This is a genomic window from Adlercreutzia sp. CNCM I-6215 (assembly GCF_977072315.1).
The window spans coordinates 141961-159882 of record NZ_CDRVMA010000005.1; the positions used below are offsets into that span (position 1 = coordinate 141961).

General features: G+C 61.9%; 18 protein-coding genes. 13 read left to right on the top strand and 5 right to left on the bottom strand.

All coding sequences use genetic code 11. The annotated features are described in order from the left end of the window. Positions 1-60 precede the first annotated feature (60 nt). Entirely contained in the window at positions 61-585 is a 525-nt protein-coding gene (locus ACW4LP_RS05600; protein ID WP_114549354.1) for a ferredoxin domain-containing protein, read from the bottom strand. Between the two features lie 194 nt (positions 586-779). Between ACW4LP_RS05600 and ACW4LP_RS05605 the strand changes: the two genes are divergently transcribed. From ACW4LP_RS05605 to ACW4LP_RS05630, 6 genes are all read left to right on the top strand, one after another. Continuing rightward, the gene (locus ACW4LP_RS05605) at positions 780-1649 is read left to right on the top strand and encodes an ABC transporter ATP-binding protein (protein WP_173114902.1); all 870 of its coding nucleotides are present in this window, start codon (positions 780-782) and stop codon (positions 1647-1649) included. Continuing rightward, positions 1646-2458, top strand: coding sequence for an ABC transporter permease (locus ACW4LP_RS05610; RefSeq protein ID WP_114549352.1), 813 nt, complete (start codon positions 1646-1648; stop codon positions 2456-2458). The genes ACW4LP_RS05605 and ACW4LP_RS05610 overlap by 4 nt, the downstream gene beginning before the upstream one ends. 158 nt (positions 2459-2616) lie before the next feature. Then, positions 2617-4221: a helicase HerA-like domain-containing protein gene (locus ACW4LP_RS05615; protein ID WP_455803555.1), complete on the top strand. Its 1605-nt coding sequence runs from the start codon at positions 2617-2619 to the stop codon at positions 4219-4221. Positions 4222-4247: 26 nt separating this feature from the next. Continuing rightward, positions 4248-5117, top strand: a complete 870-nt coding sequence (locus ACW4LP_RS05620) for a GH25 family lysozyme (RefSeq protein WP_114549350.1) — start codon at positions 4248-4250, stop codon at positions 5115-5117. A gap of 9 nt (positions 5118-5126) precedes the next feature. Then, complete coding sequence (locus ACW4LP_RS05625) at positions 5127-6188, top strand: nucleoid-associated protein (RefSeq protein WP_114549349.1); 1062 nt, start codon at positions 5127-5129, stop codon at positions 6186-6188. Between the two features lie 114 nt (positions 6189-6302). Beyond that, entirely contained in the window at positions 6303-7160 is an 858-nt protein-coding gene (locus tag ACW4LP_RS05630) for a pyridoxamine kinase (protein ID WP_114549348.1), read from the top strand. 348 nt (positions 7161-7508) lie between these two features. Here the strand turns inward: ACW4LP_RS05630 and ACW4LP_RS05635 are convergent, their stop codons facing one another. Beyond that, positions 7509-8048, bottom strand: a complete 540-nt coding sequence (locus ACW4LP_RS05635) for a winged helix-turn-helix transcriptional regulator (RefSeq protein WP_114538972.1) — start codon at positions 8046-8048, stop codon at positions 7509-7511. Positions 8049-8175: 127 nt separating this feature from the next. On the opposite strand from ACW4LP_RS05635, the gene ACW4LP_RS05640 reads away from it, so the two are divergent. From ACW4LP_RS05640 to ACW4LP_RS05660, 5 genes are all read left to right on the top strand, one after another. Continuing rightward, positions 8176-8577 (top strand): pyridoxamine 5'-phosphate oxidase family protein, encoded by a 402-nt coding sequence (locus ACW4LP_RS05640; protein ID WP_114538973.1) that lies wholly within the window; start codon positions 8176-8178, stop codon positions 8575-8577. Positions 8578-8708: 131 nt separating this feature from the next. Then, on the top strand, positions 8709-9263 hold the full coding sequence (locus ACW4LP_RS05645) for a flavin reductase family protein (protein WP_114549347.1): 555 nt from the start codon (positions 8709-8711) through the stop codon (positions 9261-9263). A gap of 130 nt (positions 9264-9393) precedes the next feature. Beyond that, positions 9394-10914, top strand: coding sequence for an ATP-binding protein (locus ACW4LP_RS05650; RefSeq protein WP_302222725.1), 1521 nt, complete (start codon positions 9394-9396; stop codon positions 10912-10914). Then, entirely contained in the window at positions 10901-11644 is a 744-nt protein-coding gene (locus ACW4LP_RS05655) for a response regulator transcription factor (protein WP_302222726.1), read from the top strand. The genes ACW4LP_RS05650 and ACW4LP_RS05655 overlap by 14 nt, the downstream gene beginning before the upstream one ends. Positions 11645-11796: 152 nt before the next feature. Continuing rightward, complete coding sequence (locus ACW4LP_RS05660) at positions 11797-13056, top strand: ammonia-forming cytochrome c nitrite reductase subunit c552 (RefSeq protein ID WP_302222727.1); 1260 nt, start codon at positions 11797-11799, stop codon at positions 13054-13056. A 119-nt stretch (positions 13057-13175) separates the two neighbouring features. On the opposite strand, the gene ACW4LP_RS05665 is transcribed toward ACW4LP_RS05660, so the two are convergent. The 3 genes from ACW4LP_RS05665 to ACW4LP_RS05675 are packed head-to-tail and all read right to left on the bottom strand — an operon-like array spanning position 13176 to position 16141. Next, entirely contained in the window at positions 13176-14345 is a 1170-nt protein-coding gene (locus ACW4LP_RS05665; RefSeq protein ID WP_173114895.1) for an ABC transporter substrate-binding protein, read from the bottom strand. 33 nt (positions 14346-14378) lie between these two features. Next, positions 14379-15164, bottom strand: a complete 786-nt coding sequence (locus ACW4LP_RS05670; RefSeq protein ID WP_302222729.1) for an ABC transporter ATP-binding protein — start codon at positions 15162-15164, stop codon at positions 14379-14381. Continuing rightward, positions 15161-16141, bottom strand: a complete 981-nt coding sequence (locus ACW4LP_RS05675; protein ID WP_302222730.1) for a FecCD family ABC transporter permease — start codon at positions 16139-16141, stop codon at positions 15161-15163. Before ACW4LP_RS05675 ends, ACW4LP_RS05670 begins: the two co-directional genes overlap by 4 nt. Positions 16142-16357: 216 nt before the next feature. Between ACW4LP_RS05675 and ACW4LP_RS05680 the strand changes: the two genes are divergently transcribed. Both ACW4LP_RS05680 and ACW4LP_RS05685 read left to right on the top strand, forming a co-directional pair. After that, complete coding sequence (locus ACW4LP_RS05680) at positions 16358-17221, top strand: DUF364 domain-containing protein (RefSeq protein ID WP_302222732.1); 864 nt, start codon at positions 16358-16360, stop codon at positions 17219-17221. After that, positions 17222-17905, top strand: coding sequence for a P-loop NTPase family protein (locus ACW4LP_RS05685; protein ID WP_302222733.1), 684 nt, complete (start codon positions 17222-17224; stop codon positions 17903-17905). The last annotated feature ends 17 nt before the right edge of the window (positions 17906-17922 follow it).

Genomic DNA, 17922 nt, shown 5'->3' on the forward strand with positions numbered 1-17922 from the left:
ATTGGCGCGATTATGGCGCGATTTCTGGAACATGCTGGAGCGGATGCGACCGCAGCTGACCTACCCGCGGTCGAAGAACGGGCTTTTGGAGCTGATGCTTACCGGGATAGCGTACACCTGCCCCACGCCTTCGCCGAGCAGGTCCAGCTGTTGAGCGGCTAGGCCGGCGGAGAACATGATGCGGGTGTCGACGCCGAAGGCCTGGGCGCGCGACACGGCGGCGCCGAGGGCGATGCCCACGTCTACGGAGTTCACCTCGCAGGGAACGCCTGGCGTGCGCTCGCCGCAGGTGGCGAAACCGCAGTGGCCGCAGTTGAGCCCCTGGGCTTTTTCGCGCGTGCCCACGAGCGCCACGCAGAGGCTTTTGCGCACACAGTTGGCGTCGCGCAGGAAGAATGCGAACCCGCGCTCCTCGCCGACGGCCTCCATGGTGCAGGCGAGCGCTTCCAAATCGTCGCCGTCCACCACGGCGCATTCCACGACATCGACGCCCTTGCCCTTGGGAGCCGTCCGCGCTGCCACCAGCATCTTCTGGGCGATGTCCAGCGCCTGCGCCTTCCGAATGTCCCTCTCGTCGTAAACCATGCCGCCTCGCTTTCGTCGCTTTCGCGCTTGTCGTGCGTTTCTGGTTCCATCTTACTACGGCAATCGCCTCGTATGGTCGAGCGCGTGCAGGCGCTCGCATAGCGGCTGGGTCACAAACGGTGGGCACTTGTTGCGGAGATCGCGGGGTCGGGTATCATGCTTGCATGGCGTTATTCGAGGCAGGACATATCGGGGTGCAGTTTCGTCGCGACGGGCAGCCGTTCGCGCCCTTTGCGGATGTGGGTTTCTCGCTGGAGGCGGGCTGCTTGTACAACCTCACGGGCCCTTCCGGATCGGGAAAGTCCACTCTGTTGAACGCGTGCGCGCTCATGCTGCCGCGCTCGGGCGGCACGCTGGCGCTCGAGGGTATTCCCGTTGATCGGTTCAAGCCGATGGAATGGCGCCGGCGCGTGTGCCTGGTGCCTCAGGCTGCGTCGTTGGTGCCCGGCACGGTGCGGGACAACCTGCTGTTTCCCTGGACGCTGAAGGTGAATGCCGGCTCGCCGAAGCCCGATGACGACGTGCTGAACGAGATACTTTCCCTGGCGATGCTTGATGGCGTGACGCTCGATCACGCGGCGGCTCAGCTCTCGGGCGGCCAGCTTGCTCGGGTGGCGTTGCTGCGGGCCTTCGCCACACGACCGACCGTGCTGCTGCTCGATGAGGTGGAAGCGGCGCTTGATGAGGAGTCGGCCGTGGCCGTCAGTCGGCTTACGCGGGCGATGCTCGCGGGCGGGGCCGCCTGCTTGCGCATCCGCCATCGGGCCGAGGATGGCTACGCGTACGGGGTGTTCACGCTGGCCGATGGGAAGATGACCTACCATCAAAACGAGATCACGGCCGACAACGCACCCGCTACAAGCGCTGGAAAAGGATGCGACTCGCGAGCCGATGAAGTGCTTGCGAAGCTGAAAGCGGTGCCCAGCGCGCCTTCCGGTGTTTCCCCTCTTGTTGGTTCCGCATTCGACCCAGTCGCATCGCCAAGGAGCGGCTCGCCATCCTTGCAGTCTTCGTCGGCCGACCGAAAGCCGGTCGAGCCCTCTGCGAAGGGGGGCTCCCGATGACCGGCGGCGTGGTGAACATCGGGTATGTGGAACTGGTGGGCGCAAGCTTGCTCATGTTGGTGGCGGGTATTGTGTCGTGGCGCATGGGGCTCGGGCAGAGCCGCCGCATCGCCGTCTCTACCGTGCGGGCGTTTCTGCAGCTGCTCGCCATGGGTCTGCTTCTGGGCTATCTTTTCAAGTATCAGACGTGGTGGCTCGTGTGTTTGGTGCTGCTGGGCATGTGCATCGCGGCGACGCAGATCGCCACGGGCCGCACGAACAAGGTCGTGCGGGGGCTTTGGGCCGACGTTTTTCTTTCCATCACCGTGTCATCCATGGTCATCGCATTCATCGTGGTGGAAGGCATCATCCACGCAGATCCGTGGTACAACGCCATGCAGCTCGTGCCCATCTCGGGCATGATTCTCGGCAACACACTGGCCGCGGCAGCGGTGGCCACCGACCGCCTGTTTGCTAGCATGGATTCCCGTGCGAACGAGATATACATGATGGTTGCTTTGGGCGCCATTCCGCGTGAGGCGGCGTTTCCTTCCATCAAGGCGGCGGTGGGCGCCGGCATGACGCCGCTTTTGGCCCAGCTGTCGGCGGCGGGCATCGTGCAGATTCCCGGCATGATGTCCGGCCAGATTCTGGCGGGTGCCGATCCTGTTATCGCGGCGAAGTACCAGATCGTCGTGCTGCTCATGATTTCGGCGGCCACGACGCTCTCCGTTGTGATCATCTGCTTTCTCGCTTACAAGAAGCGCTTCTCCGTCGAAGGCTACTACTTGTCGCCGGCCCTGCGCGACGATGCCGGCGGGGCGGCCTAGCCTGGTGACGTGGGCTCGCTGGTGGCGTGGCCCCGCTGGCGAGACCGCCTAGCTGGCAAGCCTACGGTATGCCAACGGGTTGGCGTGAGGTGGTCGGGCGGCGGGGGCGTTCCCGTACCATGGAGGCGACGTTTGCCCCGACCGGTTAGGAGGTTCCCATGCTCGAAGGCGATAAGATCAAGGTGGCGCAGGGGGAGAATCCCTGCTATCTGCTGCTGGACCAGGCGAACCGCCATGGGCTCATTGCAGGAGCCTCGGGCACGGGCAAGACGGTCACCATGAAGGTGCTGGCCGAAGGGTTCGCCCAGGCCGGCGTGCCTGTGTTCATGGCTGACGTGAAGGGCGACGTCACTGGCATGGCCCAGCCTGGCGACGGTACCGAGAAAGTACGCGAGCGCGCGGCTGCCCTGGGCGCTGACGGCTGGGAGCCTCGGGGTTGCGACGTGCGCCTGTGGGATATGCTTGGCGGCGACGGCGTGCCCGTTCGCATCACCATTTCCGACATGGGGCCCGACTTGTTGGCGCGGCTGCTGGGGCTGACCGACGTGCAGCGCGGCGTGCTGGCCATCGCCTTCCGCATGGCCGACGATAACGGCATGCTGCTCATCGATCTGAAGGATCTGCGCGCCATGCTCGGCTATCTCTCCGAGCACGCCAGCGAGGTGGAAACGCTTTACGGCCGCGTGTCGTCACAGTCGGTTGGCGCCATTCAACGTGCGCTGCTCACCCTGGAAGATGCGGGCGGCGACATCTTCTTCGGCGAACCGGCGCTGGATATCACGGATTGGCTCGTGACCGACGATGCGGGTCAGGGCACCGTGAACATCCTGAACGCCGCGAAACTCATGGCATCGCCCCAGGTGTACGCCATGTTTCTGCTGTGGATGCTCAGCGAAATCTACGAGCTTCTGCCCGAGGCCGGCGACCTTCCCAAACCTAAGCTCGTGTTCTTCTTCGACGAGGCGCATCTGTTGTTCGACGACATGCCCAAGGAGCTGACCGACAAAATCGTGCAGACCGTGAAGCTCATCCGCTCCAAGGGCGTCGGCGTCTACTTCGTCAGCCAGTCGCCCGCCGACATTCCCGACGAAGTGCTCGCGCAGCTTTCCAACCGCATCCAGCACGGGCTGCGCGCCTACACGCCCGCCGAGCAGAAGGCGGTGCGCGCGGCAGCGGCGGCCTTCCGCGAGAATCCGGCCTTCGATTCCGCCGAGGCATTGCTGGAACTGGGCACCGGCGAGGCGCTCGTGTCGCTGCTGAATGAGGATGGCCAGCCGAGCATTGTGGAACGGGCGCGCGTGCTGCCGCCGGAGTGCCGCATGGCCGCTGCCGATGCGGCGACGCTGGAGGCGATCGGCGTGGCCCAGGCGCATCTGGTGGAGAAGTACGGCGAGGCCATCGACCGCGAGAGCGCCTACGAGAAGCTTGCCGCCGAGAAGAGCGCCGCTGCCGAGGCCGACGCGCTGGCTGCCGAGCGCGCCCAGCTGGAAAAGGAGCGCGCCGAATTCGAGAAGCAGAAGGCCGCCGAGGCCGATCGGGCCGCGAAAGCCGCGGCCAAGGAAGAAGAGCGTGCTGCCAAGGCTGCCGAAAGAGAGGCTGAGCGTGCCCAGAAAGCGGCCGAGAAAGAAGCCGAGCGCGCCGCTCGAGCTGCCGAGAAACAACGCGAGCAGGCCATGAAAACGGTCAGCTCCGTCATCGGCCAGATCGGGCGCGAGACGAGCCGGCAACTTTTGCGGGGGTTGTTTGGGAACTTGCGGAAGTAGGTTCTCGCTGCCGTACAATACTGCCCATGATATTGAATGGCCGCAACATAGATGGGCTGCGGGCGCCCCGGATCGCGACGCTGACGCGGCGACGCTTCGTGGCCGGTGCGGCGTGCGCAGTGGCGTGTGCGGCGGCGGGGCTGCTCGTCGGTTGCGGGTCGGCCTCTAGGTCGGCGGAGGTGGCCGCCATCGAGCCCTACGTGAGTCCCTACGATTGGTCCGGCCTCGTGCGCGACGGCGAGAAGCTGTCGTACTACGAAAACGATGCGCTCTGTTCGCGCTGGGGCATCGATGTGTCGGAGCACCAGGGCAACGACATCGATTGGGCCGCCGTTGCCGACGCCGGCGTGCAGTTCGCTTTCGCCCGCATCGGCAACCGAGGCGCCACGGAAGGTGCGCTTTCCGCCGACGAGTTCTTCTTCCAGAATGCCGTTCGCGCCGGGGAGGTGGGCATCCAGGTGAGCGCCTATTTCTTCTCCCAGGCGCTGACCGAAGACGAGGCTCGCGAGGAGGCCCAGTTCGCTCTGGATAACCTGCGCGAAACCGAGGCCTCCGGCGCCACCTTTGCCTACGTCGCCTACGACCACGAGCCCGTGGAGATCGAGGGCGCCCGGGCCAACAACCTCTCCAGCGAGCAGCTGACCGCCAACGCCCGCGCGTTCTGCGAGGTCATCGCCGCGGCCGGCTACGCGCCCATGCTCTACGGAAACCAGCGCGACCTGCTGCGTCTCGCGCCCGAGCTGCGCGCTGCCTATCCAGTGTGGTTGGCCGAGTACGATGTGGAAGCTCCCACCGCGCCGCTCGACTTCGCCATTTGGCAGTACACCAACGCCGGCACGGTTCCCGGCATCCCCACCGACGTCGATTTGAATGTGTGGCTTGAGCCGCAGAAGTAAAGGAGTCCTGTGAACATCAACAACGCCATTCTGCATGTGTTCGATTTCGTGTCCTGCGTGAACGTGTTCGCGCAGGTGCCCATGGATCTCGGAAACAAGGCCGCCAAGCGCTACGTCGCGTCTCAGGCCAAGCGCACCTTAAGCAACCTGGACAGCAAGCGCGGAACGTTCGCGGAGAACAGCCTGTTCGCCGAGGAGCTCCGCTCCTATTTTCGGGGCGAGCGCGATTTCGTGGGGCTGTCCCAGCAGATCGGCGAGTTTGTCGTCGGCGAGCTGTCGCGCATGGAAAAGACGCCCTCCACTGACCTGCTCGTCATCGATTTCGAAGGCGACGCCGATCAGACGGTGCGCGAGATGACCGACGAGGAGGCCGAGGCCGCCTACAAGGCTCGCGGCCCGCGCTACTTCGCCATCATTTTGCTGGAGAGCCGCCAGGCCTACATGCACGAGGTGGGCAGCAACGATTTCGGCGACACCGCCACCACCATCGCGCGCCATCACGCCATTCTGCCGAACCCGTCTCAGAAGGTGGCATCCTTCGCGCTCATCTCCGCCGACGACATGGCCGTGTGGTTCGTGGATAAGGAACGAGAGATTGCTGGCGAGAAACGCTGGATCATCCCCGATGGTCTGCTGCAGTGCTCCATGGAAGCTTCCAGCCGCGAAGTGCTGCAGGCGGTAACCACCGTGGTGGAAGAGGTGGCCGAGGAGTTCGGCGCCAACACGGCCGTGGCGCTTTCGCGGGCAAAGGCCTACGTGGCCGAGAATGCCGAGGAATCCGACGAGGTGGACGCCCGCGAGCTGGGCCGCGAGGTGTTCGCCGACCAGCCCCGCGTCGCCGAGCGCTTCGAGGCCGCTGTGGAAAAGGGCGCCCTGCCCGAGCGCGTCGTGGTGGAAAAAGCCGTGGCCAAGCGGGTCACCAAGAGCCACAAGATTCGCACCGACACGGGCATCGAGCTCACCTTCCCGGCCGAGTACGGCGAGAACTCCGACTTCATCGAGTTCTTCAGCACCCCGGATGGGCGCATCGAGATCGCCCTGAAGAACATCGGCGCCATCGAGAACCGCTAGGATGTCTATCGGAAAAACCGAGGGCCGTGCGCCTGCAAGAGGGCTAGAATGGGGAACGATTCAACGAACGCCCCTTGCCGGCCCGCGCGGTCGGCCGATTTCGAAGGGAACCTTATGACGAACCTCTACGAACGCGAAGACGCCTACATCCCCCGCGTGGCCGCTATCCACGATTTGTGCGGCTACGGCAAGTGCTCGCTGGGCGTGGCCATTCCGGTGCTGTCCGCCGCCGGCTGCGACGTGTGTCCCGTGCCCACGGGCCTGTTCTCCAGCCACACGGCCTTCCCCGGATGGTACATGCACGATACCACCGACATTCTGGGCGATTATCTGGCTGCCTGGGCGGGTATTGGCGTGGAATTGGACGCGGTGTATTCCGGGTTCCTCGGCGCCCCCGAGCAGGTAGACATCATCAAGCAGGTGTGGGAGACCTACCCGAAGGCCCTGCGCGTGGTGGATCCGGTCATGGCCGATCACGGCAAGGTGTATCCCACCTACACGCCGGAGCTGGTGGAAGCCATGGGTACGCTGGCCAACGGTGCCGACATCCTGACGCCCAACCTCACCGAGGCGGCCATCATCTTGGGTCGCGAGTGGCAGGGTGCCGACGTGGACGAGCCCACGGTGCGTGAGATGATCCTGGAGCTGCGCGAGCGCGGCGCGAAGAACGTGGTGCTGAAGGGCATCGAGCACGGCGACGGCCTCATCCACAACTACGTGTGGGGCGACGCCATCGACTTCACGGAAACCACCAACGCCAAGCTGCCCTACATGCTGCACGGCACGGGCGACGTGTTCGCGAGCACCCTGCTCGCTGCGGTGATGGCCGGCTCGAACCTGGCCGAGGCCACGGCCTTCGCCGCCGACTTCACGGCCGACGCCATGCTCATCTCCGCCAAGCAGCCCAATTTCGAAGACCGCGGCGTCTCCTTCGAGCCTTTGCTCGGGAAGGTGACAGCCCTGCTGGGGTAAAGGTTCGTGCTTTCGCGCGGCTCGCACCGGGAAGAGTGTGGGCCGCGTTGCAGAGCAGCACATCTACCGCAAGGGTTCGCTATTTTGCGAAATGATGCCGTAGGGCTGATTGAGGCTTCTCTGTATTTCCCCTATTTTTTCCCTTATTTCCCTATTTCTTCCCTTATTCACTTATTCCTTCTCTTATTTTGGGTTCTGAAGGGAAGAGAGGCACGGAAGGGGCTATCTCGTCGCCCATTCGGCCCGTCGCAGCGAAGCCCAGTTCTTCATAACGTGTGGCAAGAAGCTGGTGGAGCGCTGCCCAGTTAAGGCTCTGACCGTCGCCGAGCGGCCCTTCTCTTTCGAATGCTAGTCTTGTGTGAGGACTTCGGCGGCGGCAATGAGAGCCGCTCCATCTACGTGCGTCCGATATGAGTTGTTAATCTCAGCTTCCCAAGTTGCATCCGTCGGAACAACGCGGGCTACTTCATCGCCCTCTTCGTTTAAAGCAACGTAGGCATCGTCCTTGCGACGCACTATGAGCACCTCGCCGGTGTCGCAGCGCACCGAGCTCCGATGCTCGTGCAGCCGCGCGTACTGAGAGCCCCATTCCACCATTGAAAGCAGCACGGGCCTCAGGCTTTGGCCCAAGGCGGTAAGCGTGTACTCTACGCGAGGGGGCACTTCGGCGAAGGTCTCGCGGGTAAGCAGGCCGTTCTCCTCCATGGTACGCAAGTTCTGCGTGAGTACCTTGGTCGACACGCCGCCGAGGGCCTTGCGAATCTGCCCGAAACGTCGCGTTCCGTAGATAAGCTCTCGCAAAATAAGCACCACCCAGCGGCTACTGATGAGCGAAAGGGTAACTTCAACGGGGCAACGAGGAAGAGAATGAGCAGAAGGCGTGGTCATTTTACAGCTCCTACCTTAATAGATTCAAAATGAAACTATATAACAAAATAGTTCCTACTTTCCATAATACTGTACAGCATTATATACTCTCTCCGGCAAATCGCAACCGAGAGAAAGAGAGCGAACCATGCAGGAAGTCGTTGAGTTCCTTACCGCAAATCCCGTCCAGTATCTGGCTACGGTCGGTGCCGATGGGAAGGCGAAGTGCCGCCCCTTCATGTTCCTGATGGAGCACGAAGGAAAGCTGTGGTTCGGCACCAACAATCAGAAGACCGTGTTTGCCGAGATGCAGGAAAATCCGTACGTGGAGGTTTGCGCGTCCACCCCTGATTTCCGGTGGATCCGCTTGGGAGGGAAGGCGGTGTTCGAGGACAATCGCGCCGTGAAAGAAGCCTGCATGAACATCCCCATGCTGAAAGACCAGTACCAGACGGCGGATAACCCCATTTTCGAGGTGTTCTACCTGACTGATGGAGAGGCGACCATTGCCGATATGACTGGCAATGCGCCCACGGTGGTGAAGCTGTAGGCTGCTTTATCGAGAAAAGGAAGCGGATCGGGCTTTCACCTAGCCTCCCCTGTGAGAGCCCATTCGACGCATGAACGATGTGAGAGAAGCCGGTGCTGTTGGGGCGCCGGCTCGTATGAGAAAGTGTCGCTATGGATATCACTCCTTTCGCCGTGAATCAGTTTATTCCGCATCCTATGATGGTGTTTGCTGCGAGCACCTACAACAAGGACGAGTCGCCCCATCTTGCCCTTGTCAGCTGGGTGAACTTCTATTGGGACGACGGACTTGGGGTTACGCTGTGCATGGATGGTGATAAGGCGGTGAAACGGAACTTCGAGCGTGAGGGGGCGCTAGTTCTCAACGCGCTGTCGCGCGATATGTTCGATGCGGTAGAGGCCCTTGGTCGCGCCTCGGGGGCGGAAAAGGACAAGGCCATCGCACGCTTCGCCCTAGAGGCTGCCGAGCACGTGCATGCGCCCCGGCTGTGCGAGAGCCCTCTGCGCTATGAACTCAGCTTGCGGGAGAATTTTTCCTATAAGGGCAGCAACCTCTACCTGTGCGCTATAGACAGCGTCTCGGCAGCCGATGACGCTGTGAGCGACGATGGCTCCTCTTACGATATCGTCGCGGCAAATCCGCTTTTGGCGTCCCAAAAGAACTACTGCTGCTTGGGCGCGCAAGATGTGCTCGGCGCATGGTGCTAGGTGCTGCCCCTTCGCAACGTATTTCGACGTTCATGTTCGACTATTGCGATTTTGCAACAGCTGTCAGATCGCAGCGCGAAGGCCGAATCGCTACAATGGAACAGTCGTCAGTCCATGAGAAGGGGTTTGGTTGGAGCGGCGTCGCCTTGCAAAAAAGTTCTTTCTGCTTGCCGGTGTGGTAAGCGTGCTTGTGCTGTGCGTGTATCTCGCCTGGTTTTACCACGCCCAAAGTGTCGAGAATGAGCGGCGCGCTCTCGCTGAAGCCCGTGTGCTGTCTGCGGAGATCGGGGCGGCTTGGGACTATATCGATGCCGTCCAGCCGCAGATCAACCGCGAGACGGGTGAAACCTCGGGAGTCTATTGCGCAGTGGCGGCCAAAGACATCGCCAAGCGCTTCTCTGCTGGATCTGCCTATTCGATTCGCTATATTCGTGAAAATCCCCGTAACGCCGAAGATGTCCCCGACGGTTTTGAGCGCAAAGCGCTTGCCGTCTTCGAGGAGGGCGTCGTTGAAGAGTGCTACGGGCTCGAGCATCAAGGAGACAGTTCGGTCTTCCGCTATGTGGGCCTGCTTGAAGTAGAAGAGGGATGCCTGCCGTGTCATGGTGACCCGGCAGGCGAGAAGGATATCACTGGCTATGCGAAAGAGGGCATGACCGAGGGGGATGTGGCCGGCGCGGTATCCATTGTCATGCCCATGGACTCCATTATTGCCGACGCAAAGGCCGACCTGGCCGGTACAGTGGTATTTTTCTGCGTGCTCATGGGGTCGGTCACGCTGATTCTCGCATTGGGCCTGCGCACCTGGATTACCGCTCCCATTGTTGACGAGAACAAGAAGCTGCGCCACGAAGCCGAGGACCAGTCGAACTTCCTTACCATCATTACCCATGAGCTGAAAACGCCGCTGTCGTCTATTCTCGCCTTTACGGAGTTATGGAAAGAGCGCGTGCCCGATGACTCGCCAGAAAGCCGTGCGCTGGTAAATGAAGTGGAAACGAACGCACGCGTGCTGCTGGCGATGATCAACAACGTGCTCGATGCGGCAAAGTTGGAGGCAGGCACGCTCAGTCTCGCCCAAGACGAGTTCGACGTATACGATTTAGCTGGTCAAGTGAAGGCTACTATGGGGCCGCTGGCCAAGAAGAAGAATGTATCTCTTAAGGTGAAGGTGAGTCCCGATACCCCCTTGCTTTTGGGCGATGAGGAAGTGCTGCGCCGTATCGTCGTGAATTTAGTGAACAACGCGCTGCGATTCACCGATTCAGGAGGTTGGGTTGAATTGCAGCTCGCCTATCGAGAAGGACGGTTCGTCATTTGCGTGTGCGACAACGGCTGCGGTATTCCTGCCGAACAGCTCGATCATGTCTTCGATCGTTTCGTGAGCGCTCCCCATTCGGAAACAACGAGCGAGGGGGGCACGGGCCTCGGTCTCTCCATTGTGCGCAATTTCTCTGCCATGATGGGCGGCAATGTTTCAGTGAAAAGTGTGGACGGGGAGGGTAGTTGCTTCACGGTGGAGCTGCCTCTGCCGGCCATTCCTGACGAAATCGAGGAGATCGAGGACATCGGTGGCGCGGGGAGTCTGCAGGGGGAATCGTCCGTTGATCCGTTGCCTTTCCGTGAAGGAGGAGACAGTGAGCCGTCGTGATGCGTTGATCCTCATTGCCGACGACGATAGTAGCTCGAGCAGTGCTATCGAGAAGATGCTTGCCAAGGATGGCCATCGCTGCTTGCGCGCGACGAACGGTCAGGAGGCGCTTCGTTTGTTTCGGGATGGCCAGCCCGATTTGATCATCCTCGATGTGATGATGCCGGTGCTCGATGGCTTTCAGGTATGCGAGCGCATTCGCGAACATGATCGCGTTACGCCGGTGCTGTTCCTCACGGCCAAGGGCGACATCGTAGACAAACGCATCGGGTACGGCATCGGTGGCGACGATTATCTGGTCAAACCATTTAGCGGAGAGGAACTGCGGTTGCGGGTGGGAGCGCTTTTGCGTCGTGCTCGGATCGCGAGGGAGGCTACGGCACGCGTGCCCCAGCGCGAAGTGTACCGGGCGGGCGATTTGGAAGTAGACGTGCGCACCGGGAACGTGCGTTTGGCAGGCAAGCGAATCGAACTTACTCCCAAGGAATCACGGATCATGGCGGTGCTGGCATCGCATCCGGGGGAGGTGTACAGCAAGCGCGATCTTATCGAGGAGATTTGGGGAGAGGAGTATCTGGACTCGTCTATCGCCATTTCCGTGTACATACGACGCATTCGAGCCAAGTTGGAGCCGGATCCGAGCGAGCCGCGCTACGTGCAGACGGTATGGCACTGCGGTTACCGGCTGGCAGATGAGGAAGACGAGAAGCGGGACAGTTCTGGGGAATAATCTCGCCTATAGCTTGCGCAAAAATTGCAATAGGGCGAGGACGCCCATTGCGAAAGCGCAATAGTATCGGTTTACGGCTGAGCTTCTTCTAAGATGATTCGTAGAAGGTTGGAAGGTTGCATCGTTCGAACGACCGATGAGAGGAGGAAGCGATGAAAACCATAAAACCGAGAAAAATCGCCCTTGCCGGTACGGTGGTGGCGGCTGTGGCGCTGGTCGGCTGCCTTGGCTGCGCAGCCCAGACTCAAACGGCGGACACAGGTGCCGCGCAGGAGCCGGTTCAGCAAGAGCAGACGGAGCAACAGGCCGCTGCTCCGGAGAAGGTGGCCAAAAAGACGCTCGCTGAGTGGGTAACCACTTATTCCAACCAAGGCAACAGCTATATGGAAGCGAAGATGGCCCACACCTATGACGCCTTTGCGGGGGCGAGCCAGCAGGCTTTTGGCGGGGAGGATGCAGCGGTGGCTTGCGCCGCCTGCCACGCCCGAGAGGACTTCCAAACGGTTTATAACGAGCAAGGCGAGACGATTCTTGACAAAAACGCCTCTGACTACGAGATGGAATGGTCCAATTGTACCAATTGCCACGTAGGCGATCCTGGTGACGGTAAAGTAGAGGGTGGCAACGCCTATGGTGATGCTACTTCCGCGAGCGCCAAGGCATTGTTCCCCGAGGAGGACTATGTATGCGGTCAGTGCCACGCCATGTTCCCCGGCGCGGCCTATCTTGAGGATGCGAACAAGGGTATCGATCAATACAAGTATGGCTTCGAGCCTGAAGAGATGCTTCGTGCCATGAAAGAGTATTACGAGGCGAATCCAGTTACTGAAACAACGATTTGCGCCGGCATGGTAGGGGTTCCCATGCTTGATCCCGAAATTGATACGATGCTGTACCTCACGGACGCTTGCACCGAATTGGAGCTCTTCCAGGACGGCAACCATCAGAAGATGGGCCTCACCTGCACGGACTGCCATATGCCCCAGACCGAGGCCGCCGATGGCGCCACCTACACGCACCACAACATGACGCAATCGCCGCTTGAGAACCCGGCCGCGCTGGAAAAGTGCCTCACGTGCCACAAGAGCCAGGGCGTTGAAGATGCTGACGCCATGGTTACGTTCGTCAAGGGCAAGATGGACGAACTCGCGCAGATTCAGCAGGCTACCAAGACCAAGCTGGACGAGTTCCATGCTAAGCTGGCCGAGGTTGTGGCCGCTGGCAACGCCGATGAGACAAAGCTGCAGGCCGCCAAGGATGCTTACAATCTCGCTAACGTGTACTTCCTGTACCAGGGCACCGCGATGCGTCCCACCGACGGTTCCATGGCCGCCATGAACTTTAGCAAGAGCGTTGAACAACTACAGAAGGCCGACGATGCCATTGCCGAGGGCATGGCTCAGATCGCCTAGCTTTTGCTAGGGGCGCGTGAAGCACGTAGCTGAAAGACAAACTGCTCCTTTCCCGAAGGGCCGCCGCAATGGCGGTCCTTCGGCGTCTTTCGCATTCGGATTGGGTGTGAGGCTGGTTCTTAAGCCTTGCCGGTGGCGTCCTTCAAAAGGTCGGCGAGCTCGGCGTCGGTGAGGTCGTAGTGGTACATGGTGTGGAAGTACGCGCGGGTCACGTCCTCGATGGAGTCGTCGAAGGCATCGGGATACAGAAGGCGCGGCAGCCACTGCAGGCCCATGAGCTGGTTGACGGTGGGCGGGTTGTTCAGCCAACAGTAGGGCACGTTGGGTACCTGGTAGTAGTTGCCGGAGTCGATGGCGGCAATGCCGGCCCATGCCGGGTCGTCGTCCACAGTGTCGTAAATGCTGTCCGCCTGGAAGACGATGAGATCAGGGTTCCACAGCGCGATCTGCTCGAGGCTGATCTCATTGCCGTTGCCCTTGCCGGACACGTCGTCTACCACGACCACGTTGTCGGCCACCATGTCCACCACAGCCGCCTGGAACGAAGTCTTGGCGATGGCGTTCAGGCCGTTGTCGCCCAGCAGGTAGGCCATGCGCACGCGCTCGTTTTCGGGAATGTTCTCCATGGTGGTGACCGTCTTGTTGTACACGTCGGTGCAGTAGGTGGACAGCTCGCTCCCGCGCTCTTCCATGCCCAGAAGCTCGCCCAAGCGCTCGTAGGCCGCACCGTAATCGGACAGCTTCGCCTCGATGAAGATGACCGGAATGCCCAGCTGCTCCTGCAGCGCGTCCAAGTCCTCCTTGGCGCCCTTCTTCGCCTCGCCGGTGTCGATGATGACCTGGGGCGCGGCGGCGGCCACGGCCTCGCGGTTCAGGTCGTCCTTGGCGCCGAGCACCGCGCCGAACACCGGGTAGTTGGCGAACTTCTCACCGAAGATCTTCAGCTGGTCGTCGTTGAGCTCCTGGGCCAGGCCCACCATCTTGTCCGGGGCCATGGTGAGCAGCACCTGCTGGGCCGTGAAGCCCGACGGGCAGATCTTGTCGATCTGGGCCGGCAGCTCCACGGTGCGCCCGAGGTCGTCGGTGAAGGTGATGGCGCCGCTTTCGGCCTCGGTAGCGGCCTGGGCGTCGGCGTTCGCCTCCTGCTCGGTGGCCGGTGCAGTGGGCTCGGCCGCTCCATTACCCTCACTGTTGGCGCATCCGGCGAGCCCCAGGGCCAAGCAAGTGGACAGGGCGAGCGCTCCAGCCAGAGCCGCGATGCGCCGTTTGTTCCTCGTCGGTTTCAGCATTCGTTTTCCTTTCCTTCCAAGGGGTGCCAGGTTCTACTGGCGTTCTATCTCGCGTACGGGCACGCAGACGCGCACCTTGTCGCCATAAAGAGAGTTGACCTCCACCTCGAGGTCGTACAGCTCGCTGATGAGCTCGGAGGTGATGACTTCGCGGGGATCGCCGAATGCCTTAAGGCCGCCTTCGGAAAGCACCATGGTGGCATCGGAATAGAGAAAGGCGTGGTCGGGGTTGTGGGTCGATTGCACGATGGAGAGCCCCTCGCGGGCCAGCTGCCGCACGCAGGACAGCACGCGCATGGTGTTGCCGTAATCAAGCGCGCTCGTGGGCTCGTCCATGATGATGGTCTGGGCGTTTTGCGCGAGCGCCCGAGCGATGAGCACGAGCTGCTGCTCGCCGCCGGATATCTGCGTGTAGGTGCGATGGGCCAAGTGCTCGATGCCGATGCGGGCCAGCGCCTCGTGGGCTCGCTGCAGCTGGGCCTCGCCGGGCGTGGCGAGCATCTTCAGGTCGTTGCCCGTGGCCATGAGTACCACGTCGACCACTTCGTAGTCGTACACCGGCGCGTGCGACTGGGGAATGTAGGAGATCTCGCGAGCGCGCTCCCGCACCGAAAGCGCGCGCAGATCCTTCCCGTTCACCAGAATCGTGCCGCTATAGTGCGGGGAAAGCCCCAGGATACAGCGGAACAAGGTGGACTTGCCCACGCCGTTGGGCCCGAGCACGTTCACGAGGCACCCGTCGGGAATGGAAAACGAAAGGTCGTGCAAGATCTCGCGGCTTCCGTAGGAGAAGCTCAAGTTGGTCACATCGATGCTCATAGCTTCTTCTTCCGCGTTATGAGGTACAGGAAGAACGGCGCGCCCACGAAAGCGGTGAGGATGCCGATGGGGATTTCGGCGGTGGTGGCCAAGCGGGCGACGTCGTCCACGATGAGCAGGAAGCTGGCGCCCATGAGCATGGATGCGGGAATGAGGCGGCGATAGTCGGCGCCGACGAGCATGCGGCACAGATGCGGAATGACGAGGCCCACCCAACCGATCATGCCGGTGACGCAGACGCTCGCGGCGGTGACGAGCGTGGCGGCGATGATGACGACGATGCGGGTGCGTCGGGCGTTCACGCCCATGGTGGCGGCCTCGTCGTCGCCCATGGTGAGGATGTTGATGCGCCAGCGCAGGGCGAACAGCGTAGCGCAGCCGATAAGCATGATGGGGAACACCATGCCGATGTCGCGCATGTTCGCGCCGGTGAGTGAGCCCATGAGCCAGTAGGTGATGTCGGCCAGCTCGTCAGTGGGGTCGGCCACCAGTTTGGCGTAGGAGACGCCGGCTTGGAACAGTGACGACACCATGACACCGGCGAGCACGACCACCATCATGTGGTTGCCGCGGGCTCGCGTGCTGATAAGCAGCACCAATAACACGGTGATCAGGGAGAATCCGAAGGCGAAGAGGGATGTTGTGAAAGAGCTCACGCCGAGAAGAATAGCCACGGCCGCGCCGAACGCGGCGCCCTGGCTTGCGCCCAAAATGTCGGGGGAGACGAGCGGGTTTTGGAAGGTGCCCTGGTAGGCGGCGCCGGCGCAGGCCAGGCAGCATCCCACCATGAGGGCCAGCAAAATGCGCGGCAGCCGCACGTTGAAGAAGAGCGTCACCTGCTGTTCGGTCCAGATGGGGTCAAGCGGGACGATCTGGTTGACGAGCATGGCCACAGCTTGAGCCGGATCGATGGGGTAGCGGCCCAGCAAAAGGGAGATCGCGGTCGCGCCAATGAGGATGAGGGCAAGGGCCAGCACGACAAATCGAGCCCTCCGAGAGGCGGCCGAATGAAGCATGGGTTTTACAGTGCTCGTTTGCATGGCATCTATTATATTCTCAGTCATGAATGATTTACAAGAGAGAATTATTCATGAAGTAAAATGATTTACAAGAGAGAACAATTCGGTAGGATGAGTACTGAGCAAAAGCGCCCGGAATGTCGGGTCGCTATCATCTGAGAAAGGACGAAAGCCATGGGTTGCGCCGAGAAAGACTGCTGCACGAAGGGGGTTGCGACGGGGGCCATTGCGTTTCCCGGCACAAACGAGCCGAATACGCCCTGGAAGCTGTACAACCACCTGATCGCCGGCATTCCCGAGGACGTCGTGGTGCGCGACTATTGTCTGGGTACCCACTGGTCCTACGTGGAAGCCGACAGTGGCATGGGGGTGAGCTTCACCACCACCGGCGGCGCGCGTCGTGGCTACACGGGCGACCTGAGAGGGATGTCCCTGCGCGAGGTGGCGGAGCTTTCTAAGTCCTGGTGCTTCGAGGAGGCGAGCCTGGGCGTGGCGGCGCTGAACGCCTGGTACTCCCAGCGGTCGCTGCTGGATCCGTTGGGGTGCACCTACGATGCGGCGGTGGAGGTACCCGACGGCACCATCCGGAAGATGGACGCTTTCGAAATGTACCGTCCGCAGATCAGCGCTGCCGGCGGGGATGCGCGTGTGGTCGTGGTGGGGCACTTTCCCCATGTGGAGCGCATCGAGGAGTACGCGCGTCTGACGGTGCTGGAGCGCAAGTGCTCTCAGGCCGGCGACGTGCCCGACCCGGCTTGCGAGTACGTGATCCCCGGCGCCGACTATCTGTTCATGACCGGCGTGACCCTCATCAACAAGACGGCCCCGCGCCTGCTGGATTTAGCGGCGAACGCCACGACGGTGTTCGTGGGGCCCAGTGTGGTCATGGCGCCGTTTCTTTTCCGCTGGGGCGTGGACATGCTGGCCGGCAGCGTGGTGGCCGACCCCGACAAGGCTCGCTTCGCCGTCAAGAACGGCGCCGGCCAGTTCTTCGGCGAGGCGCTGACCATGGCCGCCCTGCGCAATCCGGAGGCATAGGTGCTGTTTCTTCTCACGGGCGAGGTGCAAATAGGAAAGACGCGCTGGCTGGAATCGCTGGTGGCGGAGCTGGGCGCTTTCGGGGTGCCCTGCGCCGGCGTGCTTGCTCCCGGGCAGTGGGTGCCCTCGACGGGGCCGCACGCCGATGCGAACGGCTTCGAGAAGCTGGGCATCGACAACGTTCTTCTGCCCGGGGGCGAGCGCGTTCCCTTCGCCCGGCGCGGCGACTTGGCCCGGGCCGACGGCACCTTCGACGAAGAGAGCCAAGCGGCGAAGGCGGAGCTGGCCTGGCACATCGACGACGCTGCTATCGACCGCGTGAACGCCCACTTCGACGAGATCACCGCGCACGCCAGCGCGGCTGCGCCCGTCGGTGCCAAACCGCATTCCGAGCGGAGTGCCGAAGGTGCAGAGTCGAAGGATCCCTCCCGCGCTCCCGGCCTCCTCATCGTGGACGAGCTGGGCCGCTTGGAAATCTGGCGTGGTGGCGGCCTTACCTCGGCCATGGCCCTGCTTGCCCAGGGCCCAACGCCGGTCTTCCCCCATGCGTTGGCCGTCGTGCGCGATTATCTGCTCGACGACACCGAGGCCCTCCTTGCCGAAGCGTGGCCTGACCGCTGCCGCATTTCTCCCGATGATACAGGTCGAGCCGTTATCCTGTCCGCCTGTGAGTTTGGGGCGTAAGGGACAGCGGCTCGACA

Coding starts and splice junctions, on each gene's coding strand:
- ACW4LP_RS05635 (WP_114538972.1), bottom strand. CDS start 8,048: ATGACCACGCCTTCTGCTCATTCTCTTCCTCGTTGCCCCGTTGAAGTT.
- ACW4LP_RS05620 (WP_114549350.1), top strand. CDS start 4,248: ATGATATTGAATGGCCGCAACATAGATGGGCTGCGGGCGCCCCGGATC.
- ACW4LP_RS05600 (WP_114549354.1), bottom strand. CDS start 585: ATGGTTTACGACGAGAGGGACATTCGGAAGGCGCAGGCGCTGGACATC.
- ACW4LP_RS05670 (WP_302222729.1), bottom strand. CDS start 15,164: ATGAGCATCGATGTGACCAACTTGAGCTTCTCCTACGGAAGCCGCGAG.
- ACW4LP_RS05660 (WP_302222727.1), top strand. CDS start 11,797: ATGAAAACCATAAAACCGAGAAAAATCGCCCTTGCCGGTACGGTGGTG.
- ACW4LP_RS05630 (WP_114549348.1), top strand. CDS start 6,303: ATGACGAACCTCTACGAACGCGAAGACGCCTACATCCCCCGCGTGGCC.
- ACW4LP_RS05615 (WP_455803555.1), top strand. CDS start 2,617: ATGCTCGAAGGCGATAAGATCAAGGTGGCGCAGGGGGAGAATCCCTGC.
- ACW4LP_RS05640 (WP_114538973.1), top strand. CDS start 8,176: ATGCAGGAAGTCGTTGAGTTCCTTACCGCAAATCCCGTCCAGTATCTG.
- ACW4LP_RS05680 (WP_302222732.1), top strand. CDS start 16,358: ATGGGTTGCGCCGAGAAAGACTGCTGCACGAAGGGGGTTGCGACGGGG.
- ACW4LP_RS05665 (WP_173114895.1), bottom strand. CDS start 14,345: ATGCTGAAACCGACGAGGAACAAACGGCGCATCGCGGCTCTGGCTGGA.
- ACW4LP_RS05645 (WP_114549347.1), top strand. CDS start 8,709: ATGGATATCACTCCTTTCGCCGTGAATCAGTTTATTCCGCATCCTATG.
- ACW4LP_RS05610 (WP_114549352.1), top strand. CDS start 1,646: ATGACCGGCGGCGTGGTGAACATCGGGTATGTGGAACTGGTGGGCGCA.